We start from the raw sequence: 23,869 nt of genomic DNA, 5'->3' as shown, positions 1-23,869 counted from the left end.
AATGAAGTTGCGCGGAATCGGCGCAGCGGACGGCCCTGGAGGGAGGCGTCGCTGCCGTAGGCGTTGGCGTAAATTCAGTGCCGGATGAAGAAAAAATAGAGTCAAACAGGCATATCGACGATGCCTTCGGATGCGGGATCAGCGCACGCGGCGCTCTTGCTGCGAGACAGCGACGACAGCGCGGGGGAAACCTCCGCCCGCGCTGTCGCCCGCGCTCAGGCGAACCGATCGGTCGCCCGCACCAGCGCGTCCACGTTCTCGGCCTCGAACGCCGAATGCCCCGAAGCCGGGGTGATGGTCAGCTCGGCCTTCGGCCAGGCCTTTTTCAGCTCCCACGCGTTCTGCACCGGGCAGACCACGTCGTAGCGGCCGTGCACGATCGCGCCGGGGATGTCGGCGATCTTGTGCGCGTCGCGCAGCAGTTGGTCTTCGACCTCGAAGAACCCGCCGTTGACGAAGTAATGGTTCTCGATGCGGGCGAAGGCCAGGGCGAACTTGGCGTCCTCGTGGCCGCTGACGAAATCGTCGTCGACGTGCAGGAAGCTGGTCGCGCCTTCCCACACGCTCCAGGCGCGCGCGGCGTCCAGGCGGGTCTTCTCGTCGCTACTGGTCAGGCGGCGGTGGAAGGCGCTGATCAGGTCGTGGCGCTCGACCGCCGGGATCGCGTTGACGTAGTGCTCCCAGGCGTCGGGGAACAGGCGCGAGGCGCCTTCCTGGTAGAACCACTCCAGTTCCCAGCGGCGCAGCATGAAGATGCCGCGCAGCACCAGTTCGGTGACGCGCTGCGGGTGCGACTGCGCATACGCCAGCGCCAGGGTCGAGCCCCAGGAGCCGCCGAACACCTGCCAGCGCTCGATGCCGAGCTGGACGCGCAGCTTCTCGATGTCGGCGACCAGGTCCCAGGTGGTGTTGTCGGTCAGGTCCGCGTGCGGGGTGGAACGGCCGCTGCCGCGCTGGTCGAACAGGACGATGCGGTACTTGGCCGGGTCGTGGAAGCGGCGCATCTTGGCGCTGCAGCCGGCGCCGGGGCCGCCGTGCAGCAGCACCACCGGCTTGCCGTCGGGATTGCCGCACTGCTCGTAATGCAGCGTGTGGCGCTCGTCGACCTTGAGCGTGCCGGTGTCGAAGGGTTCGAGTTCGGGATAGAGCGTGCGCATCGGGGACCTCGCAGTCGGGATGCACGCAGTTTAGCCGCCCGCGGCGATCGCTTTGGGTGCCCGCCGCGGCGGTTCGGGCGCCAAGGCGGCCCGTGCAGCGCGGTTCGGGCGGGGCGAAGGCGGCGGCCGTCGTCGCCGAACCTAGCCGGGCCAGCGCCCCAGGCTGACGCGGTCGCGCTGTTCCCAATCGCGCTCGGTCGCCACCTCGGCGAAGCCGGCCTGCTGCAGCAACGCGCGCACCGCCGCGCCCTGCTCCCAGCCGTGTTCGATCAGCAGCCAGCCGCCAGGCTGCAGGTGCGCGGGCGCGTCGCGCGCGATGGTCCGGATCGCGTCGAGGCCGTCGGCGCCGGAGGCCAGCGCGTCCGCCGGCTCGAAGCGTAGGTCGCCCTGGGCCAGGTGCGGGTCGGCCGCCTCGATGTAGGGCGGGTTGCTGGCGATCAGGTCGAAGCGCTCGCCGGCCAGCGGCGCGAACCAGTCGCCGTGGCGGAAGACCGCGTTGGCCAGGCCCAGTTCGGCGGCGTTGGCGCGCGCCACCGCCAGCGCCGGCTCGCTCAGGTCCACCGCCAGCACCTGCGCCTGCGGACGCTCCAGCGCCAGCGCCAGCGCGATCGCGCCGCTGCCGGTGCCCAGGTCGGCCACGCGCAGCTCGGTCCGCGCCGGCAGGCGTTCCAGCGCCAGTTCGACCAGGCGCTCGGTCTCCGGACGCGGGATCAGCGTGGCCGGGCTCACCTGCAGGTCGAAGCGCCAGAAGCCGCGGCGGCCGAGCAGGTAGGCGACCGGCTCGCCGGCGGCGCGGCGGTCGAGCCATTCGGCGAAACGCGCCCGCGCTTCGGGGGCGGGCGCGTGGTCGTCGTGGGCGAACAGCCAGCTGCGCGAGCGCTGCAGCGCGTGGGCGAGCAGCAGTTCGGCCTCGGCCGGCTCGATGCGCGCGCGCGCGGCGCGCAGCAGCGTGGCGACGGTCGGCGGCTCGGCGGAGTCGTGGGAATTCATCGCCCGCATTGTAAGGCGGGCGCTGCGGGAGGGCCTTCAGGCCCGACGCTCTTGTTTCAGTTTGCCGAGACCTGAAACAAGAGCGTCGGGCCTGAAGGCCCTCCCACAACAGCAGGGCCTGCCACTGAGATCGCGGCGACCTGAAGCAAAAGCGTCGGGCCTGAAGGCCCTCCCACAGCAACGGCCCGCAGCCGCTTCGCGCGAGTCCGTGCTGCGGCGCAACGCAATCGCGCGGCGTTGTGTGCGCGGCGTCGGATTCGCCGTCGGCCGCAGGCGCGGACGCAGCGCGTTGATTGCTCGGGAAAATCTCCGCGGCGCGCCCGGTTTTAGACGTTTTATCCTTGTTTAGATCGATCCAAACGTTGACACCGCGAAAACCCCGCTCGCACTGTCGGCGCGTCGCCGCCGCTGGCGACCGCACCGCGCGCGCCGTCGCTGCCACGCCCGGCCGCGCCGCCGACCATCACTCCAGGGGATCGCCCATGTCCGTGCCGAGCCAGCCTTCGACTCCCGCCCTACGCCGTACCGCCGCGGCGCTCGCCGCTCCCGTCCTGGCCGCGCTCGCCCTGGCCGTCGTCGCGCCGGCGGCCTGGGCCGCCGAGTCGGCGATCTTCGGCGGCGGCCCGTTCTATTCCGGCGGCCAGCCGGTGATCAACGACCTCAAGGCCTCCGGCTTCACCACCGTGTTCCTGTGGAGCATCCATATCGAGGACAACGGCGACCTGGTCTACAACGACATTCCGATCGTCAAGAACGGCGCCTACATCGGAAGCGACGCCGACTGGCCGGCGCGGCTGGCCTCGCTGAAGACCGCGCCGACCTCGGTCAAGCGGGTGGAAGTCTCGATCGGCGCCTGGGGCGTGCCCGACTTCGAGCGCATGGCCAAGCTCGCCAACGGCACCGCCGCCGGTTGCGGCAGCACCCTGGTCTGCGGCACCGGCAGCGGCAGCATCCTCTACCGCAATTTCCAGGCGCTCAAGACCGTCACCGGCGCCGACGCGGTCAACTTCGACGACGAGAGCCACTACAACGTCGCCGACACCACCACCTTCGGCCAGATGCTGGTCGGGCTCGGCTACAAGATCACCTTCGCGCCCTACACCAACCAGAGCTTCTGGAAAGGGGTGAAGGACAACCTCGGCGCCTCGGTCGACCGCATCTACCTGCAGGTCTACGACGGCGGCGCCGGCAACAACCCGGCGACCTGGAACACCGCGATGGGCATGACCGTGATGCCCGGCCTGTGGACCAAGCACGGCAGCGGCTGCAGCGCCGGCGACAGCCCGGCGCAGGTCGGGAGCCGCATGGCCGGCTGGAAGACCAGCGCCGGCATCAACGGCGGTTTCCTGTGGCTGTACGACGACATCCAGAAGTGCTGGGCGCAGGGCACCAGCGCGCAGTACGCGGCCGCGATCAACAACGCGCTCAGCGGCAACGCCGCGCCGGTGGCCAACTTCGGCGTCAGCGTCAGCGGCCTGACCGCGAGCTTCAGCGATTCCTCCAGCGACGCCGACGGCAGCATCGCCTCGCGCAGCTGGAGTTTCGGCGACGGCCAGACGTCGGCCGCGACCAATCCGTCGCATGCCTACGCCAGCGCAGGCAATTACAGCGTAAGCCTGACCGTCACCGACAACGGCGGCGCCAGCAACACCAAGACCGCGACCGTCTCGGTCGGCGCCGGCAACGTCAACCTCGCGCTCAACAAGCCCACCACCAGCTCGGCCGCGTGCAACGGCAACGAGAGCGCGGCCAAGGCGGTCAACGGCAGCGTGTCCGGCGGCACCACCGACAAGTTCTGCTCGCTGGCCTCGCCGGCCTGGCTGCAGGTCGACCTGGGTTCGGCGCAGACGGTCAGCGGCTTCACCGTCAAGCACGCCGGCGCCGGCGGCGAGTCGGCGAACTGGAACAGCAAGGCCTTCACCATCCAGACCTCGACCAACGGCAGCAGCTGGAGCACGCCGGTGTCGGTGACGGCGAACACCGGCAATACCTCGACCCATGCGATCGGCGCGACCTCGGCGCGCTACATCAAGCTCAACGTGACCACGCCGACCCAGAACGGCGACCCGGCCACGCGCATCTACGAGTTCGAGGTGCGCTGAGCGCGAGGCGCCGCCGCCGGTCTTTCCCGCGGCGGCGGCGCTTCACCAGCCCCTGTAGGAGCGGCGCGAGCCGCGACCGCGACAACTCAACTACGGCGAAGGTTGCGCAATCGTTGGATTGTCGCGGTCGCGGCTCGCGCCGCTCCTACAGGCAGTGAACCGATCCAGCGCGCAAAAAAAAGATCGCCGGTGTTGCCACCGGCGATCCCCTGCCACCATCCAACGTTTGAACGCGACGCGCTCAGGCCTGCTCGAGCGCCACCGCCACCGCGTGCACCACCGCGCCGATCTTGAGCGCGCTCTGCACGCCCTGCGCGCTGATCTCGTGCTTGCGCAGCACCTTCTCGTGCGAGTCCATGCAGGCGCCGCAGCCGTTGATGGCCGACACCGCCAGCGAGGCCAGCTCGAAGGTCATCTTGTCGATGCCCGGGTTGGCCATGACGTTCATGCGCAGGCCGGCGCGCAGCTGGCCGTACTCTTCGTTCTGGATCAGGTGGGTGGCGCGGTAATAGATGTTGTTCATGCCCATCACCGCGGCCGCGGCCTTGGCGCCGGCGATTTCCTCGGCCGACAGCTTCTCGGCGGCGAAGGCTTCGATCGCTTCGGTCAGCGGCTTGTAGCGCGAGGCGATCGCGCACGACAAGGCGATGGCGCGGATCTGCTTGGCGTCCAGGCCCTGCGAGCCGGCGTCGCTGAGCACGCTGTCGAGGTTGAGCTTGAGGTCCTTGGCGTAGTCGGGCAGCGAATTGCGAAGATCGGTAAGGCTCATCGGAAAGCTCCTGGAATGCTCGGATCGGGGGACGGCCGCGCAGCGGGCGCGCGCGAGCGCCTGGCGGGCGTGCGCAAGCGCACGGCTGGCTGGGAACTCGTCGAGGGCGTAGCGCAGCGGCGCGATGCAGCGGAGTAAAAAACAGCCGGGGCGAACCCCGGCTGCAGGCACCCGCACGGAGGGGAGGGAGGCCGGTGCGACCGGCCGCATGCGGGGTGGTGCCGAAGCAGACTGCGCTGCCGGCGGACCGGCGACGCAGGTGGAACATGCAACTAAAAACCGGAGGGGCGCCGGGTCACGGAATCCGGCGCCGCGGGACAGGCATCCCGAGGTCGAAACCCTGCGCCGGGCCGCCGTCAGCGGGCGGCCGGCGCCGAGTGTCTTAGGCGACCTTCAGGGTGTTCTCGCCCTGGTTCCAGTTGCACGGGCACAGCTCGTCGGTCTGCAGGGCGTCGAGCACGCGCAGCACTTCCTGCGGGTTGCGGCCGACCGAGCCGTCGGTGACGTAGACGAAGCGGATGATGCCGTCCGGATCGACCAGGAAGGTCGCGCGCTGGGCGACGCCGTCGTCGGTCAGGATGCCCAGGGCCGAGGTCAGGTCCTTCTTGATGTCGGCCAGCATGGGGAACGGCAGGTCGCGCAGGTCCTTGTGGTCCTTGCGCCAGGCCAGATGGACGAACTCGCTGTCGGTGGACGCGGCCAGCACCTGGCAGTCGCGGTCCAGGAACTGCTGGTTCAGGTCGCCGAAGCCCTTGATCTCGGTCGGGCAGACGAAGGTGAAGTCCTTCGGGTAGAAGAACACCAGCAGCCACTTGCCCTTGTAGGTGTCGTTGTCGATGTCCGCGAAGGCGGTGTCGAGGTTGTCGATGCCGACGGTGGCCTTGACCTTGAACTTCGGGAACTTCTCGCCGATCGAAAGCATGCAGGTATCTCCTGGATGGGATGGGATGGGTGGTAAAGGGGGTCGCGACAGGATCAACACGTCGCTGGGCACAACCTATGCTGCGTATGTTGCGCTACAGCAATTGATTACTGAAATGAATTGTTCCTATTATGCCGATAGCCATCCTCAATTGACAGCCCGGGCATGAACCTAAGAGACCTCAAATATCTGGTCGCGCTCGCCGATCACAAGCACTTCGGCCGTGCCGCCGCGGCCAGCTTCGTGAGCCAGCCCACGCTTTCGACCCAGATCAAGAAGCTCGAGGACGAGCTGGGCGTGTCGCTGGTCGAGCGCGCGCCTCGGCGGGTGATGCTGACCCCGGTCGGGCGCGACATCGCCGAGCGCGCGCGCAAGGTCATCGCCGACGTCGAGCAGATGAGCGAGATCGCGCGCCGCAGCCAGGACCCGGAAGCCGGCACGGTGCGGCTGGGCCTGTTCCCGACCCTGGGGCCCTACCTGCTGCCGCACGTGGTGCCGAACCTGCGCAAGCGCTTCCCGCGCCTGGAACTGCTGCTGGTCGAGGAGAAGACCGACCAGATCCTCGCCCGCCTGCGCGACGGCCGCCTCGACGCCGGCCTGCTGGCGCTGCCGATCCACGACGACCAGCTCCACGTCGAGCCGCTGTTCGACGAACCCTTCGTCCTGGCGGTGCCGCAGCAGCACCCGATGGCCGCGCGCGACAGCCTCGACCTGCACGACCTCGACGACCAACACCTGCTGCTGCTCGAAGAGGGCCATTGCCTGCGCGACCAGGCCCTGGACGTGTGCCGCCTGGCCGGCGCCGACGAACGCGACGGCTTCCGTGCGACCAGCCTGGAAACGCTGCGGCAGATGGTCGCCGCCGGCGTCGGCATCACCCTGCTGCCGACGCTCGCGGTGCAGCCGCCGGTGCCGAACTCGCCCGACATCCGCCTGCTGCGCTTCAGCGGCGCGCCGCCGCACCGGCAGATCGGCATGTTGTGGCGGCGCAGCTCGGCGATGTCGGAGTTCCTGCTGCAGCTGGCCGACGAACTGCGCAAGCTGCCGGCCGCGCTGCTGCAGCCGCCGATCGCCCCCGCGGGCAAGCGCAAGCCGGCGCGCGAGGTGCGCTGACGCCGGATCGCATCCGCGGCGGCGGCGAAAGCGCGCGCCGCCGATGCGAAGCGGCGACGCGCGTGGAGCGGCGTGCGCGCATGCGTGCGACACCGCATTGACACGACGATTGCAGGCCGGCCGGCGGCGCCGCGCCCGCCCCCGATCGCGCATCGCGGCCCACAACCCGATCGCATACCCCACCAGGAGCCGCGACGTGCGTGCACCCACTGCATTCCCGGCCCAGGCCCTGCACGTCGCCCTGCTCGCCTCGCTCGCGCTGAGCGGCTGCGCCGGCAGCGTGCGGCCTTCCACGCCCTCGCGCTCTACGACGGCCCCCGCCGCCCAGCAGCGCTGGCAGCCGCCGCACGGCGAGGCGCCGCTCGGTCCGGCCGGCCTGCGCCAGAACGTCGCCACGCGCGCGCTCGCGCCCGGCATCGTCTACGCGCGCATCGAGCGCGGCGCGGCCGCGGCCGCCGATGCGTGGACCGCGAACGTCGGCTTCTATCGCGATCCGCACGCCGCGCGCGCCGACCGCGAGGCCCTGGCCGCGGCGGGTTTCGCGCCGCGCCTGGACGCGTCGGCCGGCACCGACCTCGCCGGCGCCTCGCTCGGCAGCTATCTCTCGGTCGGCCGCTTCGCGACCCGCGACGAGGCCGGCCAGGCCGCGGCGCGGATCGCCGCCGCCACCGCCGACCGCCTGCGCCCGTCGGTGCGCAACACCACCCTGGCGGGCGGGCCGGCCGACGGGCCGTGGATCGTCAACGTGCTCGCGATCGCGCCCAAGCGCGCCGATGCGCGCCTCGCGCTGGCGCTGCCGGGCGGCGACGACCTCGGCGGCGGCGGCGAGACCGTCTCGGCCGCGGCCGCGCGCCTGGGCGCGCTGGCCGGCGTCAACGGCGGCTTCTTCAGCAACGTCAATCCGTTCGCCGCGCCGCACCCGCCGCGCTCGCCGGTCGGCGCCACCGTGGTCGACGGCCGCCTCGTCGCCACCGCGCTGGGCGGGCGCCCGGGCGTGGTGATCGAAAACCGCCGCCGCGGCGGCCCGCGCGCCTGGATCGCCTCGCGCCTGGCCACCCAGGTGCGCGTGCTCGACGCGCGCGGCGGCGCCGCGACGGTCGCGGCGATCAACCGCCCGATCCTCGGCACCGCGGTCAACTGCGGCGAACCGGCGAGCGCGCCGACGCGCCAGCCGGCCCAGGACGCGATGTGCACCAACTTCGACGATCTGGTCCTGTACGACGCGTCGTACCTGCGCGGCGCCGCGTCCAACACCCGGGTCGACGCCGGCTATCGCGGCGCGAGCTACCAACTGCAGGTCGACGCGCGCGGCCGGGTGGTCGGCGGCCAGGCGCAGTTGGGCGCGCCGGCGCCGCCGGGCGGTTACGTGCTGCAAGGGCTAGGCACGCAGGCGCAGTGGCTCAGCCAACGTTCCGCGCCGGGCACCCGGCTGCGGATTCGCTCGCAGGTCCAGGCCGACGGCCGCACGATCGCGCCCGCGGCGGCCTTCAGCGTGGTCGAAGCCGGGCCGCTGCTGTCGGCGCCCGACCTCGCCGCGAATGCCGCGCGCGAGGGCTTCGGCCCGAACGTCGGCGGCGACGACCGCGGCGAGGCGGCCGCGGCGGCGAACCGGGGCGGGCCCGGCGCCGGCCGCGACGTCTCCAACCATGGCTGGTACGAAGGCTGGTATGTCAACCGCAACGGCCGCACCGCGATCGGCACGACCGCCGACGGCACGATCCTGCTGGTCGAGATCGCCGGCCGCCAGCCCGGCCTCAGCCTGGGCGCGTCGATCCCGGAAACCGCCGCGGTGATGCGCTGGCTCGGCGCGGTCCGCTCGCTCAACCTCGACGGCGGCGGCTCCAGCGGCATGGTCGTCGACGGCGTCCAGGTCGGCCATCCGTCCGATGCCGGCGGCGAACGCGCGGTCGGCGGGACGCTGTTGTTGCTGCCGCGCTGAGCGGCCTGCGACCGTCGCCCGAGCGCGCCCGCGACCGGCACCGGCGCGCACGACGGCGCGCGTCGCCGATTGCCTGACGGGCGTCACTGGCGACGCGCGGCGACGGCGGGGACGATGAGCGCCCCGCTCCGGAGCCTTCGCGCATGACCCAGCGCATCGTCCTGCTGATGATCGACCGTCCCGCCGACTGGGAATACGCGCCGCTCGCCGGCGCCGCGCACGCCTGGTTCGGCATCGATGTGGTCAGCGCCAGCATCGACGCCGCGCCGCTGACCACGATGGGCGGGCTGAGCCTGCAACCGCAGCGGCGTCTGGCCGAACTCGAACCGGGCGACGGCGAGCTGTGGGTGGTACCCGGCAGCCCGCTGTGGGACGAAGCGCCCGCGCCGGCGCCGATCGTCCACGCCCTGCGCGAGCGCGCCGCGCGCGGCGGCGCCATCGCCGGCATCTGCGGCGGCACCCGCGCGCTGGCCGCGGCGGGCCTGCTCAACGAGCGCGCGCACACCAGCAACGAACCCGGCTATCTCGACGCGGTGCCCGGCTATCGCGGGCAGGCGCATTACCGCGAACAGGCCTGCGTCAGCGCCGGCGGGGTCGTGACCGCGCCGGGCACCTCGCCGGTGTCCTTCGCCGAGGCCTGCCTGTGGCTGGTCGCGCCGGAGCAGGCCGACGGCATCGCCCGGATGCGGGCGATGTTCGCGCGCGATTTCGCGATGTGAGGACCGCGGAACGGGGAAACAAAACACTCGGCAGAAGGGCCGGCGCGGCATGCCCGGCGGGCAGCCGGCCAGGACGCTACGCCGCTCGTGTCTGGCGCGTTCCTCAGTTCCCCAGGCCGACCGGGCAGCTCACGCCGGTGCCGCCCAGGCCGCAGTAGCCGGCGGGATTCTTCGCCAGGTACTGCTGGTGATCGTCCTCGGCGTAGTAGAACTCCGGCGCCGGCGGCGCGGCGATCTCGGTGGTGATCTCGCCGAAGCCGGCCTCGCGCAAGCGGGCCTGGAACGCGTCGCGGCTGGCCAGGGCGGCGCGGTACTGGCTCTCGTCCTCGCAGTAGATCGCCGAGCGGTACTGGGTGCCGGCGTCGTTGCCCTGGCGCATGCCCTGGGTCGGGTCGTGGCTTTCCCAGAACACCTTGAGCAAGTCGTCGAAGCCGATCTTGGCCGGGTCGTAGACCACCAGCACGGTCTCGGCGTGGCCGGTCTGGCCGCTGCAGACTTCGCGGTAGGTCGGGTTCGGGGTGTAGCCGCCGGAATAGCCGACCGCGGTGACCGCCACGCCCGGCAGCGACCAGAACTTGCGTTCCGCGCCCCAGAAACAGCCCAGGCCGAACTGCACCCGCGCCAGCCCCGGATACGCGTCGCGCAGCTTGGCGCCGCTGAGGTAGTGGGCGTTGTGCAGCGGCATCGGCGTGTCGCGGCCCGGCAGCGCGTCTTCGCGCTGCGGCATGCGCTGCTTGAACGCGCCAATACCGGGGATGAAGGAACCGGCCATCGTCTGCCTCCGTGTGCGGGCCGGCGGCATCGCCGCCCGGCCTGTGGGAACCGGACGGCGGCGCCGTCCGGCGGTGGTGACCCTGCGGCTCGGCCGTCCTGCGCGCAAGCGGCCGGCGGCTTCGCGGCCAGCCCGCCGGGCAGGCGCGGCCGCGCCGCCGTGCAGATGAAATGCGGCGCCGGTCGCAGGATTCAAGGCATCGCGGCAGCCGCGCGGCTTGTTCGCGCGCGCCGCCGGCGGGAAGCTCGGAGACGGCGCCCGCGGCCCCGCCGCGACCGCTTCCCTCGCTGCCGCACAGGATGCCCCGATGCCCGCCCGCCCCGCTCCCGCCCCGGTTTTCGCCGCGACCGCACCGCGCCGCACGCGCCTGTCCGCGCTCGCCCTCGCCCTGCTGTGCCTCCATGCCCTGCCGGCGCTGGCCGCCGACGAGTTCGGCAGCGACTGGGACGACCCGCGCACCGCCGATCCGCCGGTGGCGCGGCCGGACACGCGCAGCTGCACGGTGCCGATCCTCGACACCGCCTTCGCCGACTTCGAATGGCACCTGGGCCAGGTCGCGCCGCCGGCCGCCTGCCCCGGCCCGTGGAGCAAGGTGGTGCTGGAGATGGACGGCCAGGTCAAGGGCGTGCAGTACGACCGCCTCGGCCATATGGAAATCGGCGGCGTCACCGTGTTCTCCACCAGCACCCCCGAGCCGTCGCGCGACGGCATCGCCTGGCACGTGGAGAAGGACCTCAGCGACTACGCCGCCCTGCTCAAGACCCCGCAGCAGGTGCGCATGGCGCTGGGCAACGTGGTCAACGACACCTACACCGGGGTGATCTACGTGCAGGCGCGGGTGGTGTTCTACAACGCCGACCGCCGCCACCGCGCGCTCGACAGCGCCGACGCGGTCGCGCCGCTGGCCAACGCGCGCCGCGACGGCGGCGACCTGGTCGGCGACTACACCCTGCCGGCCAACGCCACGCGCTGGCTGGGCGAGGTCTACGCCACCGGCTCCGGCGGCGGTTGCGAAGAGTTCTGGTACTTCACCGCGCCGCCGGAAGCGAACTACTCCTGCCCGGCCCAGCACGGGCCGTACCGCGAAGTGCAGCTGCTGATCGACGGACGCGTGGCCGGCATCGCCATGCCGTACCCGCACATCTACACCGGCGGCTGGTCGAACCCGTTCCTGTGGTACGTGCTGCCGGCGCCGCGCGCGTTCAACATCGAACCGATCCGCTACGACCTCACCCCCTTCATCGGCCTGGTCAACGACGGCCGCGCGCACGAGGTGCGCTTGCGCGTCGCCAACCTGCCCGACGGCGCCTCCGGCTGGACCTTGCAGCCGAACCTGCAGGCCTGGACCGACCCACGCCGCGGCGCCACCGGCGGGCGCCTGCTGAGCTACGAACTGACCCCGCTGGCGGCGCGCTCCAACTACAGCGCGAAACCCGACGGCACGTTCCAGGTCGATACCCGCGGCGGCCACCGCCTGCGCGCGACCGGCTACGTCGATACCTCCAAGGGCCGCCAATACACCACGGTCGAGCGCATCGTCGGCAACACCGGCCTGCACACCTGGGGCGCGGACGAGAATCCCGACGGGATCCGGGCGCAGTGGAACGACACCCAGACCGTCAGCCGCATCAAACGCGGCCTGCCGACGGTGTCGACCCTGGCCCAGCGCTTCGGCTTCGACGGCGCGATCAGCGTGGTGCCCTCCGGCAGCGCCCAGCGCATCGTCACCACGATGAAGATCTTCGACCACGCCGACCTGCTGCAAACGCCGGGGCTCGGCCAGCCGGCGGCGGCGCAGGTCAAGCGCAACAGCTTCGAAGGCGAGGCCGGCTGGAACTACGGCGTGCCGCGGCCGGAGCGGCACGCGACCGGGCAATCGACCCAGCGCCACCGCAGCTACGGCACCCAGGGCTGCTACGACCGCGAGATCGCGCAGCGCAACGGGTTCATCGAAACGGATCGGTATCGCTGCGGGAAGCCGTAAGCGTCGTGGCTGCGTTTCTCCGCGCTTCGGCGTGGAGAAACGCGGCGGGCCGCGAATGGCGCCGGGCGGCGCGGTCCTGCGGTCGCGGCTTGCGCCGCTCCTACAGGGGCCACGGAGGGTGACGCCGGGCGGCGCGGTTGCGGATCGCGCCTGGGCTACCTGTAGGAGCGGCGCGAGCCGCGACCGCGACGCCTAGGTCTCGCGGCGCGCCCCGGCCTCAGTAGCGCAACAACGAATGCACCGGCGCCTCGCCGCTCCAACGCGCGCGGCCGTTCAACGCCGGCAGCTCGATCAGCACGCTGGCGCCGACCAGCACCGCGTCCAGCCGCTCCACCAGTTCGCGCGCCGCCGCCAAGGTGCCGCCGGTCGCGAGCACGTCGTCGACGATCAGGGTGCGCTCGCCGGGCTTGAGCGCGTCGCTGCGCGCCTGCAGCGCGTCGCGGCCGTATTCCAGCTCGTATTCGACCGTCACCAGCGGCGGCGGCAGCTTGCCCGGCTTGCGCAGCGGCACGAAGCCGGCATGCAGCTTCTGCGCCAGCGCCGCGCCGAAGCCGGCATGCAGCTTCTGCGCCAGCGCCGCGCCGAAGATGAAGCCGCGCGATTCGATCCCGCACACCGCCTGCACGCCGCTGCCCTGCCAGGGCTCGGCCAGCGCGTCGATGCACCGGGCGAAGCCGCCGGCGTCGGCCAGCAGCGGGTTGACGTCGCGGAAGGTGACGCCGGGCTTGGGGAAGTCGGCGACGCTGCGGATCAGGCGCTGGATCGGTACGAGGGAGTCGGTCATCGGGGAAATGGAAGCGGGGAATGGATGGGATTGTGCCCGCCGGCGGCGCCGGCGCGCGTCAACGCGGCTTGCGCGCGAACAGCGGCTGGTCGCCGCGCGCCAGGCCCAGGAAGATGCCGGCCAGCGACAGGCCGATGCCGAGCAGTTCCAGCCCGCCGAGCCGCTTGTGGAAGATCAGCACGTCCCAGACATAGGCCAGCAGCGGCTGCAGCAGCAGGCACAGGCCGACGATGCCGGCCGGCAGCAGCGGCATCGCCCGGCCGATCACCAGCCAGCCCAGCACCTGGGCGATGGCGGCGTAGGCGGTCAGGATCAGCCAGTCGTGCGCGCTTTGCGGCCACATCGTCTCGCCGCCCAGCGGCACGGTCAGGCCGAGCACCAGCACGCAGCCCAGGCACAGCCACCATTGCAGCGCCTCGTTGGGGGTGTCGCCGCGGCGCGCCTGGGCGGCGCGGAAGGCCAGCAGGAAGCCGCCGTAGGCCAGCGCCGCGGCCAGGCCGAAGAACACGCCCAGGCGGAAGCGCGCGTCCATGTGCTCCCAGCCCGGCGCCAGCAGCAGCCCCAGCCCGACCAGGCCCAGGCTCAGGCCGACCCACAGCTTCCAGCCGGCGCGCTCGCCCAGGAACAGCGCGCCCGCGCCGGCCAGCACGAACACCTGGAAATTGGCCAGCAGGGTCGACAGGCCGACGCCGACATAGACGATCGAGCGGTGCCACATCCACAGGTCGAAGGCCATGAACACCGCGCTCAGCATCACCAGGCCGAGCACGCGCGGCTGCGGCCGCCACTGCCGCAGGCGCTCGCGCCGCCACGGCTGGCCCAGCAACAGCAGCAGGATGATCGCGGCCAGGCCCATGCGCCAGAACGCCGAGGCGCCCGGGCCGATCTCGACCCAGCGCACGAACACCGCCGAGCTGCTGATCACGCTGGCGCCGAGCAGCATCTGCAGCAGCGGCGCGCCGGAGCCCGCGGCGGGGGCGGAGGACGAGGCGTTCATGCGTGCCTCCGGGACCCGCGGCGGTCCGCGGCCGCGGGCGCGTGGGGCGACGATGCGATAGCCAGGAACATGGGGAAAACTCCGATGGCCCGTGCGCGGCGCGCCGCGGACGGAGCGTCCGGCGCGGGCCGGCCGGCGCGATGCCGGCCGCCCCGCCGCGGGCGCGAAGGGTTGGAAAGACGGTGCTGGGCGCCGGGACGCTCCCGGCGCGACCGCGGCCGGGGCCGCGGCTGGGCGCTTCAGGCGCCCGTGCGAACGGCGGTGGCGCCGCTCAGGCCGGCAGCCACGCCGGCGGCGGCATCGCCGCCTGCGGCTCCGGCTCGGTCGGCGGGTCGCCCAGGGCCAGCGCCTGGACCACCTCGTCCGCCTGCGGCCAGGCCGCATCCGGCACGCACACCTGCACCGCGCCGAACAACGGCAGCTCGCCCATGCCGCCGATCAGCGCCTCGCCGCGCAGGAACACCGGAATCCCGGCGTCTTCCAGCGCATGGCGGACCAGATGGGCGTCGATCAGGTGGGCGGCTTCGTAGACGACTCGCATCGTCGCGTCCTTCGGCCGGCAGGCCAGGCGGGTCTGCGGGCAGCATACGCCGCAAAACCGCGCCGCACGCACCCACTTTCGTCATGTCCGCGCGGTGAAAGCGCCCCGAGCGCGCCACCGCCGGCCAACCGGCACGACCGGCAAACCCGGCCGCCGGCGCGGCACGCGGGACCGCGCGCCCAGGCAAGCCGGCGCCGCACCGGCTAAACTCCCGGTTCTCCCTTTTCCGAAGATGCCGCGCCGCATGTCCGTCGATCCGTCCCGCCTTGCCCCCGAAACCCCGACCGATGCCGCCCCGGCGCAGAAGCAGGATTTCGTCCGCCAGATCGTCCGCGACGACCTGGCCAGCGGCAAGCACCAAGCGGTGCGCACGCGCTTCCCGCCCGAGCCCAACGGCTACCTGCACATCGGCCACGCCAAGGCGATCTGCCTGGACTTCGGCGTCGCCGGCGAGTTCGGCGGCCGCTGCAACCTGCGCTTCGACGACACCAACCCGGCCAAGGAAGACCCCGAGTACGTCGAGGCGATCCAGGACGACGTGCGCTGGCTCGGCTTCGAGTGGGCCGAACTGCGCCACGCCTCGGACTACTTCGACCTGTTCTACCTGGCCGCGCAGAAGCTGATCCGCCAGGGCGACGCCTTCGTCTGCGACCTCAGCGCCGAGGAAGTGCGCGCCTACCGCGGCAACCTCACCGAGCCCGGCCGCAACTCGCCCTACCGCGAGCGCAGCGTCGAGGAAAACCTCGACCTGTTCGCGCGCATGCGCGCCGGCGAGTTCGCCGACGGCGCGCGCACCCTGCGCGCCAGGATCGACATGGCCTCGGGCAACATCAACCTGCGCGACCCGGCGCTGTACCGGATCAAGAAGGTCGCCCACCAGAACACCGGCGACGCCTGGCCGATCTACCCGATGTACGACTTCGCCCACTCGCTCAGCGATTCCTGCGAAGGCATCACCCACTCGCTGTGCACGCTGGAGTTCGAGGACCACCGCCCGCTGTACGACTGGTGCGTGGCCAAGGTGGACCTGCCGAACTCGCCGGAGCTGCTGGCGCCGCTGCTGGCCAAGGGCCTGCCGAACGAGGCCGCGATCCCGCGCCAGATCGAGTTCTCGCGCGCCAACCTCAACTACACCGTGATGAGCAAGCGCAAGCTCATGGTGCTGGTGCAGGAAAAACTGGTCGACGGCTGGGACGACCCGCGCATGCCGACCCTGCAGGGCATCCGCCGCCGCGGCTACACCCCGGCCGCGATCCGGCTGTGGGCCGAGCGCCTGGGCGTGAGCAAGCAGAACTCGGTGATCGACTACTCGGTGCTGGAAGGCTGCCTGCGCGAAGACCTCGACGCGGCCGCGCCGCGGCGCATGGCGGTGATCGACCCGCTCAAGCTGACCATCACCAACCTGGACGCTGCGCACGAGGAATCGCTGCACTTCTCCAACCATCCCAAAGACGAGCGTTTCGGCGCGCGCCAGGTGCCGTTCTCCAACCAGCTGTGGATCGAGCGCGAGGACTTCGAGGAAGTCCCGCCGAAGGGCTTCAAGCGCCTGATCCCGGGCGGCGAAGTGCGCCTGCGCGGCGCCGGCATCCTGCGCTGCGACGAAGTGATCAAGGACGACAGCGGCAAGATCGTCGAACTGCGCGGCACCCTCGACCCCGAATCGCGCCCCGGCATGGCCGGCGCCGACCGCAAGATCAAGGGCACCATCCACTGGGTCAGCGCGCGCCACGCGGTCGCGGCGGAAGTCCGCCTGTACGACCGCTTGTTCGATGTCGCCGCGCCCGACGACGACAGCGACGGCAAGACCTACAAGGACCACCTGAACCCGAACTCGCGCCGCAGCGTCGTGGGCTATGTCGAGCCGTCGGCCGCGCAGGCCGCGCCTGAGCAGGCGTTCCAGTTCGAACGCGTCGGCTACTTCGTCGCCGACCGCTACGACCATCGCAGCGACGCGCCGGTGTTCAACCGCAGCGTGACCCTGCGCGATACCTGGGCGAGCAAGGAATGAGTCCGAAAATCCCGTCCCCGCTGACCCGGCAGGTGCAGTTGCTGCTGCCGGACTGGATCGACGCCGCGGTCGACCGCACCCGCATCTACGCCAGCGACGAGGAAAAAGTCGCGCTGGCGATCGAGCTGTCGCGGCGCAACGTCGAACTCGCCACCGGCGGCCCGTTCGGCGCGGCGGTGTTCGACGGCCACGGCCGCGTGGTCGGCGTCGGCGTCAACCGGGTGGTGCCGCAGAACTGCTCGGTGGCCCACGCCGAGATGATGGCGTTCATGTGCGCGCAGACCGCGGTCAGCCAGTTCCGCCTCAACGAACTCGGGTCGATGACCCTGGCGACCTCGGCCCAGCCGTGCTGCATGTGCTACGGCGCCAGCTTCTGGGCCGGCATCAACAACCTGCTGATCGGCGCGCGCTCGGAAGACGTGATGCGCCTGACCGAGTTCGACGAAGGCCCGCTGCCGGCGGACTGGATCGGCGAACTGGAACGCCGCGGCATCGCCGTGCGCCGCGACCTGCAGCGCGAGGCCGCGTGCGAGGTGCTGCGCAAGTACGGCGAGAGCGGCGTTTCGTACTGACCGGCGCCGCAGCGGTCGCGCGTCGCTGCCATCGCCTCGCCGCCCTGCCGAAACGGCCAGAACCGGCCGCCCCGCCACACCGCCGTTCCGGCCAAAGCCGGAATCCATTTCGATCCTGCTCTCGCGCGCCGCGCAGGGGCAGAGGCGACAGCAAAATAAATTCCGGCTTTCGCTTGCATGACGGCAACCAGGCGTTCCCCGGAACGACGCTGGCGAAGCGTCCGCCGAAACGCGGGCATCCAGGCATCGGCCCGGCGCCCGCGTCGCCAACCCAACGCCCGCCGCCTGTGCTTCACTTCCCCTACCCGCCCCCGAGCCGCGCCCCATGACCGATTCCGCCCTGTTCTGCCTGTGCCGCGCCGGGTTCGAACCCGAGCTCGCCGCCGAACTGAGCGAACGCGCCGCGCTCGCCGGCCACCACGGCTACGCCCGCACCCAGCGCAACAGCGGCTACGTCGAGTTCATCGTCGAAGACGCGGCCGCCGCATCGCAGGCGCTGCCGTGGTCGAACCTGATCTTCGCCCGGCAGAAACTGGTGCGCCTGGCCGACCTGCGCGGGCTCGATCCCAGCGACCGCATCGCCCCGATCCTCGGCGCGCTGGACGCGCTCGGCGCGCCGGAGGCGTTCGGCGAGCTGTGGGTCGAGCATCCCGACTCCGACGACGGCAAGCCGCTGGCCGGCCTGGCCCGCAGCTTCGGCAACGCGCTGCGCCCGGCGCTGCGCAAGGCCGGCTGGCTCAGCAAGCTCGACGACCCGCGCCGGCCGCGCCTGCACGTGGTCTTCCTCGCCGGCGACCACGCCGTGCTGGCCCAGGCCGATCCCGACGACAGCGCGCCGTGGCCGCTGGGCATCCCGCGGCTGAAGATGCATCCCGACGCGCCCAGCCGCTCCGCGCTCAAGCTCGAAGAAGCGCTGCTGACCCTGCTCGACCCGGACGAGCGCGCGCGGCGCGTGCGCGACAACATGCAGGCCGCCGACCTCGGCGCCGCGCCCGGCGGCTGGACCTGGGTGCTGATGCGCAACGGCATGAAGGTCACCTCGGTCGACAACGGCCCGCTGCGCCAGGCCCTGCTCGACAGCGGCCGGGTCGACCACCTGCGCGCCGACGGTTTCAGCTGGCAGCCCAAGCGCACGCTCGACTGGATGGTCTGCGACATGGTCGAGTCGCCGGCGCGGGTGGCCGAGCGCATGGCCACCTGGTTCCGCGAGAACTGGTGCCGGCAGGCGATCTTCAACCTCAAGCTGCCGATGAAGAAGCGCTGGGACGAAACCCGCGTGTGCCTGGAAGCGTTCGAGTACCAGACCCATCGGCCGATGATCGTGCGCGCGCGCCAGCTCTATCACGACCGCGAAGAGATCACCGTGTTCGCCGCGCCGCGCTGAGCGCCGCGGCGTTCATGCCATCGCGACATTGCTGAGCGGGATCGCAACGCCATCCGGCATCGGCGAGCGGGGCGCGCGAACCGGCGGGACTTCGCGCGAGTACGCGTGTGGCAGGCATGCGCGACACGTTCGCGGCGAGGCGTTCATCGCCGGTTGCGCCGATTAACGCGGGTTTGATCGCACCGGGTTTAGCGTCGCCTCGTCCCCATAGCGCGAGGCTCCTCCCATGCGACAGCACGCGATCAAGCGACAGTCCCTGCTGGTCCTGGCCATGACCGCGACCTTCGCCCTCGGCGCCGCCAACGCGCAGGTGCCGGGCAAGGTGCAGTCCAAGCAAGACGCGGTCGAGAAGGCCGACGTCGCCGCCGGCAACGCGATGCAGGCGCGCGACAGCGCCGCCAGCGCCGAACTCGCCGCCGAAGCCGCGGTGCAGACCCGCGAACAGGGCGCCGCCACCGCGCGCGGCGCGATCGCCGCGCAGGCCACTTCGCAACAGGCCGAGCGCGCCGCCGCCGATGCGCGCAGCGCCGCCCAGCAGGCGATCCGCGCCGCCGACGACGCGCGTTCGGCGCAGGCCGCCGCGGTCTCCGGCAGCAACCCGGCCGGCGCGGCGGTGCAGGCGCGCGCGGCCATGAACGAGGCGCGCACCGCCAACGCGGTCGCCGCCGATGCCGGCAGCGTCGCCCGCGCCGCGGCCGCCGCCACCGCCGAAGCCAACCGCCTGCCGGACCGGGTCGTGGCCCCGCCCAGCGACGGCCGCAACGTCGACTTCGCCGCGCTCGACCGCGACGGCGACGGCGCGATCAGCCGCGAGGAATCGCGCGCCCACGCCGCGTTGAGCGCGAACTTCCTGGCGGTGGACGTCAATGCCGACGGGCGCATCAGCGTCGACGAAGTCAACGGCTGGCGGCGCTGAGTTCCGCGCCGTCCGCTGCCTGCAGGAGTAGCGCAAGCCGCGACTGCGACGACTCGACTGTGCGGCAGCCCCGCATCGCCGGTTTCGCGGAAGCGGGAATCCGGGACTTCGCGCCTCCTCGCGCGAACCGCCCTGGATTCCCGCTTCCGCGGGAATGACGGCAAAGAAGCAAAAGCATCCGCGCAGTCCCGGCCGCTACCTGTAGGAGCGGCGCAAGCCGCGACCGCGCCAACACAACGACCTCGCACCTATCGCATGACCGGCTTTGTAGAAGCGGTACCGCAAGACTTCGACCCTTCTCGCACGAACCGCCCTGGATTCCCGCATTCGCGGGAATGACGGCCAGGCAGCAAAAGCACCGGCGTAGTCGCGGCCTCCATACTCCGGGCCGCTTCGCAACGACGGCGCCACAGCCCTACCACCCAACGCCCGCATCGCCGCAGCGCGCCGCGCTCAAAACGTAGCCCCCACCGCCACGCTCGCGAAATCGTGATCCGCCAACGGATCGTAACGCGCGCTGCCCGCGTAATCGGTGTAGCTCAGACTGGCGAAGTAACGCTGCGCGTACTTCGCCGTCACCCCGAGCGTCAGCTGGCGCCGGTCCTCGACCAGTTGGTTGTCGATCGCGAACCCGCGCACGTCGTGGCCGAAGCTCAGGTTCGGCGATACGGTCCAGTCCGCGCCGAACGCGTAGTCGAGCTGCGCGCGCAGCCGGTAGCCCCAGGCCGTGCGGGTGTAGAACCCCTGATCGACGCAGCCACGCGGGTTCTGGATCGGCGGACACGCGCCGCCGTAGCCCTGCGGCGAGAACCCCCAGTGGAAGCCGCGTCCGTAGCGCGCCCGATCCAACGCAGGCAGGTCGGCGCGGCTGTACATCGCCTCGGCCGCCAGCGTCGCCTGCCTCGCGCCGAGCGCGTCGGCGAACGCGCGCTGGACGTTCACCAGCAGCTGGTCCTTGTCGACCCGGTCGTAGCCGCGCAGCACCGCGCCCGGCGCCAGCGCCGCGTTGCGCGCGCCGATCGGGCCGCCGTTGCTGGTCAGCGCGCGGAACATGTCGGCGGTGTTGAGCTGCACCGGCTGGCCGCGGGTGTGCGACAGCTCGGCGCCGAACTGCCAGCCGCGCCAGCGCGTCTGCGCGCTCAGGCCGAGGATGCGGATGTCGTCGGGGTAGTCCCAGATCTCGCGGATCGTCGACAGCCTCGCCGACAGTTGCGCGTACGCCGCGGGCACGCCCGCCGCGACCAGCCGCGGCGCCAGGGTCGGGTCGGTGCGCGCCGGGTCGATGACGGTCGCGTCCAGGTACGGCGCGCGCGAATTGATCCGCAGGTAGTACGCGCCCCAACCTCGGCCGCCGGCCTCGTCGCGATAACGCAGCGACAACCCGTACTGGCCGCGGTCGCTGCCATGACGGTCGCGGTCGCGCGGCAGGATCGCGCCGATCGATTGCATGAAGCCGTCGCTGAGCCACGGCCCCGCGTCCGCCGACGCGGTATTGAGCGGGTAGTAGGCGTTGGACTGGATGCCGGCGCAGCCGCGCTCGATGCCCAGGTCGCTGCCGGAGAAGAACGTGCCGCACGGGTCGTACTGCGACGGCCGCCAGTTCCATTGCCAGAAGCCTTCCAGGCTCAGCTTGGAATCCAGCGTCCATTTCGCCCACAGCATCTCGACCGGAATCTGCGCCTCGCGGGCGGCGTCGGTGCCGGGCCGGCGCAGGGTGGTGTAGTCGACCGGATTGATCTGGTTGACGCCGTTAAAGAACACGCCGCCGCCCCACTTCACCGTCTGCTTGCCGACGCGCACGTCCAGCGCGCGGTCATCGTCGAGGGTCAGGCGGCCGTAGAGGTAGGCGTTGAGCCACAGCAAGCCGGAGAATTTGTTCGAGCGCGAAAACCCGGCGTCGCTGAGCGGCGCGGACGCAGCGAAGCCGTTGGGCACGTTGCCCTGGCGCACTTCGCCGCGGTCCAGGGCGGCGTCGTACCAGGTGCGCGCGCTCAGGTCGAGGCCGACGTCGCCGACCTTCAGCTCCACCGACTGGACGATCTTGAACAGGCTGGAGAACGCGTCGCCGCGGCCGAAGTTGAGGTTGCCGTCGTCGGCGGTGTCGGCGCCGCTGCCGCCCTTGGGTCGGCCATCGGAGGCGTAGCCCTTGCCGAGCAGGTGCGGCTGCGCCTGGCCCGTGCGCACCCCGGTGGCGGCGACGATGCGGGTGTTCCACTGGCCCTGGATGCGGCCGTCGGCCAACTCGAAATCGGCAGCCGCGGCGGGCGCGGCAGCGAGCGCGGCGAGCGCCGATGCGGACAGGCAGCACATTCGATGCGTGAACGAACGACGCGAAAAAATACCGGAAAACAGCGGATAAAACGCCATGCGAACCGATCCTGCGAAACTTCCGCAGCGTTTCTAGCACCGCCCCGGCGACGCCCGCACTACTACTTTAGACTGTGTTCCGCCGCGCCCCGGTTGTGCGCGCGCGCAGTTGCGGCATAGTGCGATGCCAGCCCCGCCCGAGTCCGCCGCAGTCCATGAATCCGCCGCAGCCGATGCATTCCGACGCCGTCGCCGCCACGCCCGCCGGCGCCGCGCCGCTGAGCCGCAAGGACACCCGCACGCTGCTGCTGTCGGCGCTCGGCGGCGCGCTGGAGTTCTACGATTTCGTGATCTTCGTCTTCCTGACCGAGACCCTGCGCCAGCTGTTCTTCCCGGTCGGCACGCCCGAATGGCTGGGCACGCTGCAGATCTACGGCATCTTCGCCGCCGGCTACCTGGTGCGGCCGATCGGCGGGGTGATCATGGCCCACTTCGGCGACCGCTCCGGGCGCAAGCGCATGTTCACCCTGAGCGTGTTCCTGATGGCGCTGCCGACGCTGTTCATCGGCCTGCTGCCGACCCATGCGCAGATCGGCATCGCCGCGCCGCTGCTGCTGCTGTTCCTACGCGTCGTCCAGGGCATCGCCATCGGCGGCGAAGTGCCCGGCGCCTGGACCTTCGTCGCCGAGCACGCGCCGCGCGGCCGGGTCGGCTTCGCCTGCGCCTCGCTGTCGGCCGGGCTCACCGCCGGCATCCTGATCGGCTCGCTGATCTCCACCGCGATCAACACCTGGCTGGCGCAGGCGCAGGTGCTGGACTGGGGCTGGCGGGTGCCGTTCGTGCTCGGCGGCGTGTTCGGCTTCCTCGCCGTGTACCTGCGCCGCTGGCTCAGCGAGACGCCGGTGTTCACCGCGATGCGCGAGAGCCGCCAGCTGGTGCGCGAACTGCCGCTCAAGCAGGTGCTGCGCGACCACCTGCCCGGGGTCGCGCTGTCGATGCTGGTGACCTGGCTGCTGACCGCGGCGATCGTGGTGATCATCCTGATGACCCCGACCATCGTGCAGCAGAAGTTCGGCATGGCGCCCTCGCGCGCCTTCCTCGGCAACAGCCTGGCGGCGTTCTGCCTGACCCTCAGCGCGATCGGCGGCGGCTGGCTGACCGACCGCATCGGCCGCGGCCGCGCGCTGTTGATCGGTTCGCTGGGCGTGCTGGCCAGCAGCTTCGCGCTGTACTACGACCTCAACCACGGCGCCCACAACTTCCTGCTGCTGTACGCGCTGGCCGGCGTGTTCGTCGGCGTGGTCGGGGTGATCCCGGCGGTGATGGTGGCCGCGTTCCCGGCGCCGGTGCGATTCTCGGGGCTGTCGTTTTCCTACAACGTCGCCTATGCGGTGTTCGGCGCGGCCACGCCGCCGCTGATCGGCGGATACCTCGCCCCGCACTTCGGCGGGATGGCGCCGGCTTACTACGTGATGGCGGTGGCGCTGGTCGGGGTGGCGGTGTCGGCGTACCTGCTGAGCGATCCGCGCCAGCAGTTCCACGAAGACTGAGCGCGCGTCAGCACACCATCACGAAGTACACGCCGAAGATCCACAACCCGGCGATCCAGCAGCCCAGCATCGCCAGGCAGGCGAGCAGTATCCAGGCCGCGCGCACCCAGCCGCCACGGCCGAGCGTCCAGCGCGCGGCGAGCACCGGCAGGGCCATGCCGAGCACCGCGAACAGGCCCACCACGCCCCAGCCCAGCGCCCAGAACGCGGTGGATTTTTCGCCGTATTCCGGCGGGCACCGGGCCATGGCCGAGGCCAGCGACGGCCACAGCGCGGCGGCCGCCGCGATCAGCGCCGCGCCGCGGCGCCGCGAGTGTTCCAGCACGATGGCCTTGAGCATCCC

At 71.5% G+C, this 23,869-nt stretch carries 20 protein-coding genes; 10 read left to right on the top strand and 10 right to left on the bottom strand.

Translation table 11 applies throughout. The features are described 5' to 3' along the window. Window positions 1-215 precede the first annotated feature (215 nt). Together pip and prmC are read right to left on the bottom strand one after the other, a co-directional pair. Window positions 216-1,157 (bottom strand): prolyl aminopeptidase, encoded by a 942-nt coding sequence (gene pip, locus BLV01_RS17735; RefSeq protein ID WP_091802751.1) that lies wholly within the window; start codon window positions 1,155-1,157, stop codon window positions 216-218. A gap of 141 nt (window positions 1,158-1,298) precedes the next feature. Beyond that, window positions 1,299-2,147 carry a peptide chain release factor N(5)-glutamine methyltransferase gene (gene prmC, locus BLV01_RS17730; protein ID WP_091802748.1) on the bottom strand — a complete coding sequence of 283 codons (849 nt, stop codon included), beginning with the start codon at window positions 2,145-2,147 and terminating at the stop codon, window positions 1,299-1,301. A gap of 482 nt (window positions 2,148-2,629) precedes the next feature. Here prmC and BLV01_RS17725 point away from each other — a divergent pair, with 482 nt between their 5' ends. After that, on the top strand, window positions 2,630-4,249 hold the full coding sequence (locus BLV01_RS17725) for a PKD domain-containing protein (RefSeq protein ID WP_091802745.1): 1,620 nt from the start codon (window positions 2,630-2,632) through the stop codon (window positions 4,247-4,249). A gap of 241 nt (window positions 4,250-4,490) precedes the next feature. Here BLV01_RS17725 and BLV01_RS17720 read toward each other — a convergent pair whose 3' ends face one another. After that, complete coding sequence (locus tag BLV01_RS17720; RefSeq protein WP_091802742.1) at window positions 4,491-5,018, bottom strand: alkylhydroperoxidase, AhpD family; 528 nt, start codon at window positions 5,016-5,018, stop codon at window positions 4,491-4,493. Between the two features lie 382 nt (window positions 5,019-5,400). Next, a complete protein-coding gene (locus tag BLV01_RS17715) occupies window positions 5,401-5,940 on the bottom strand; it encodes a peroxiredoxin (RefSeq protein ID WP_074863051.1) in 540 nt (179 codons plus the stop codon). A 165-nt stretch (window positions 5,941-6,105) separates the two neighbouring features. Here BLV01_RS17715 and oxyR point away from each other — a divergent pair, with 165 nt between their 5' ends. The 3 genes from oxyR to BLV01_RS17700 all read left to right on the top strand — a co-directional run bounded on the left by oxyR (window position 6,106) and on the right by BLV01_RS17700 (window position 9,711). Continuing rightward, window positions 6,106-7,053, top strand: coding sequence for a DNA-binding transcriptional regulator OxyR (oxyR, locus tag BLV01_RS17710; protein WP_091802739.1), 948 nt, complete (start codon window positions 6,106-6,108; stop codon window positions 7,051-7,053). 196 nt (window positions 7,054-7,249) lie between these two features. Continuing rightward, window positions 7,250-8,992: a phosphodiester glycosidase family protein gene (locus BLV01_RS17705; protein ID WP_217633534.1), complete on the top strand. Its 1,743-nt coding sequence runs from the start codon at window positions 7,250-7,252 to the stop codon at window positions 8,990-8,992. A 143-nt stretch (window positions 8,993-9,135) separates the two neighbouring features. Further along, complete coding sequence (locus tag BLV01_RS17700; protein ID WP_091802734.1) at window positions 9,136-9,711, top strand: DJ-1/PfpI family protein; 576 nt, start codon at window positions 9,136-9,138, stop codon at window positions 9,709-9,711. A 103-nt stretch (window positions 9,712-9,814) separates the two neighbouring features. Here BLV01_RS17700 and msrA read toward each other — a convergent pair whose 3' ends face one another. Then, window positions 9,815-10,468, bottom strand: coding sequence for a peptide-methionine (S)-S-oxide reductase MsrA (msrA, locus tag BLV01_RS17695; RefSeq protein WP_091802838.1), 654 nt, complete (start codon window positions 10,466-10,468; stop codon window positions 9,815-9,817). 322 nt (window positions 10,469-10,790) lie between these two features. Here msrA and BLV01_RS17690 point away from each other — a divergent pair, with 322 nt between their 5' ends. Then, window positions 10,791-12,467 (top strand): peptide-N4-asparagine amidase, encoded by a 1,677-nt coding sequence (locus BLV01_RS17690; protein WP_091802732.1) that lies wholly within the window; start codon window positions 10,791-10,793, stop codon window positions 12,465-12,467. A 217-nt stretch (window positions 12,468-12,684) separates the two neighbouring features. Here BLV01_RS17690 and BLV01_RS17685 read toward each other — a convergent pair whose 3' ends face one another. From BLV01_RS17685 to BLV01_RS17675, 3 genes are all read right to left on the bottom strand, one after another. Further along, window positions 12,685-13,251, bottom strand: coding sequence for an adenine phosphoribosyltransferase (locus BLV01_RS17685; protein ID WP_091802729.1), 567 nt, complete (start codon window positions 13,249-13,251; stop codon window positions 12,685-12,687). Window positions 13,252-13,309: 58 nt separating this feature from the next. Continuing rightward, a complete protein-coding gene (locus BLV01_RS17680; RefSeq protein ID WP_091802726.1) occupies window positions 13,310-14,248 on the bottom strand; it encodes a DMT family transporter in 939 nt (312 codons plus the stop codon). 271 nt (window positions 14,249-14,519) lie between these two features. Beyond that, the gene (locus BLV01_RS17675; RefSeq protein WP_091802724.1) at window positions 14,520-14,789 is read right to left on the bottom strand and encodes a putative signal transducing protein; all 270 of its coding nucleotides are present in this window, start codon (window positions 14,787-14,789) and stop codon (window positions 14,520-14,522) included. 244 nt (window positions 14,790-15,033) lie between these two features. On the opposite strand from BLV01_RS17675, the gene BLV01_RS17670 reads away from it, so the two are divergent. The 4 genes from BLV01_RS17670 to BLV01_RS17655 all read left to right on the top strand — a co-directional run bounded on the left by BLV01_RS17670 (window position 15,034) and on the right by BLV01_RS17655 (window position 19,669). Next, window positions 15,034-16,797 (top strand): glutamine--tRNA ligase/YqeY domain fusion protein, encoded by a 1,764-nt coding sequence (locus BLV01_RS17670; protein WP_091802835.1) that lies wholly within the window; start codon window positions 15,034-15,036, stop codon window positions 16,795-16,797. Next, window positions 16,794-17,369, top strand: coding sequence for a nucleoside deaminase (locus tag BLV01_RS17665; RefSeq protein WP_091802721.1), 576 nt, complete (start codon window positions 16,794-16,796; stop codon window positions 17,367-17,369). Before BLV01_RS17670 ends, BLV01_RS17665 begins: the two co-directional genes overlap by 4 nt. A 325-nt stretch (window positions 17,370-17,694) precedes the next feature. Further along, complete coding sequence (gene rlmM, locus BLV01_RS17660; protein WP_091802718.1) at window positions 17,695-18,753, top strand: 23S rRNA (cytidine(2498)-2'-O)-methyltransferase RlmM; 1,059 nt, start codon at window positions 17,695-17,697, stop codon at window positions 18,751-18,753. A 226-nt stretch (window positions 18,754-18,979) separates the two neighbouring features. Beyond that, window positions 18,980-19,669, top strand: a complete 690-nt coding sequence (locus tag BLV01_RS17655; RefSeq protein ID WP_091802715.1) for an EF-hand domain-containing protein — start codon at window positions 18,980-18,982, stop codon at window positions 19,667-19,669. A 453-nt stretch (window positions 19,670-20,122) separates the two neighbouring features. Here BLV01_RS17655 and BLV01_RS17650 read toward each other — a convergent pair whose 3' ends face one another. Continuing rightward, window positions 20,123-21,979 (bottom strand): DUF1302 domain-containing protein, encoded by a 1,857-nt coding sequence (locus tag BLV01_RS17650; protein ID WP_175486064.1) that lies wholly within the window; start codon window positions 21,977-21,979, stop codon window positions 20,123-20,125. A 230-nt stretch (window positions 21,980-22,209) separates the two neighbouring features. Here BLV01_RS17650 and BLV01_RS17645 point away from each other — a divergent pair, with 230 nt between their 5' ends. Beyond that, window positions 22,210-23,526: an MFS transporter gene (locus BLV01_RS17645; protein ID WP_091802833.1), complete on the top strand. Its 1,317-nt coding sequence runs from the start codon at window positions 22,210-22,212 to the stop codon at window positions 23,524-23,526. A 7-nt stretch (window positions 23,527-23,533) separates the two neighbouring features. Here the strand turns inward: BLV01_RS17645 and BLV01_RS17640 are convergent, their stop codons facing one another. Continuing rightward, the gene (locus BLV01_RS17640; RefSeq protein WP_091802709.1) at window positions 23,534-23,866 is read right to left on the bottom strand and encodes a hypothetical protein; all 333 of its coding nucleotides are present in this window, start codon (window positions 23,864-23,866) and stop codon (window positions 23,534-23,536) included. Between the last annotated feature and the right edge of the window lie 3 nt (window positions 23,867-23,869).

The organism is Lysobacter sp. yr284 (assembly GCF_900107375.1).
Lineage (GTDB): Bacteria > Pseudomonadota > Gammaproteobacteria > Xanthomonadales > Xanthomonadaceae > Lysobacter.
Note: the sequence above shows the minus strand (reverse complement) of the source record. Positions and strands in the feature narration are given on the sequence as shown.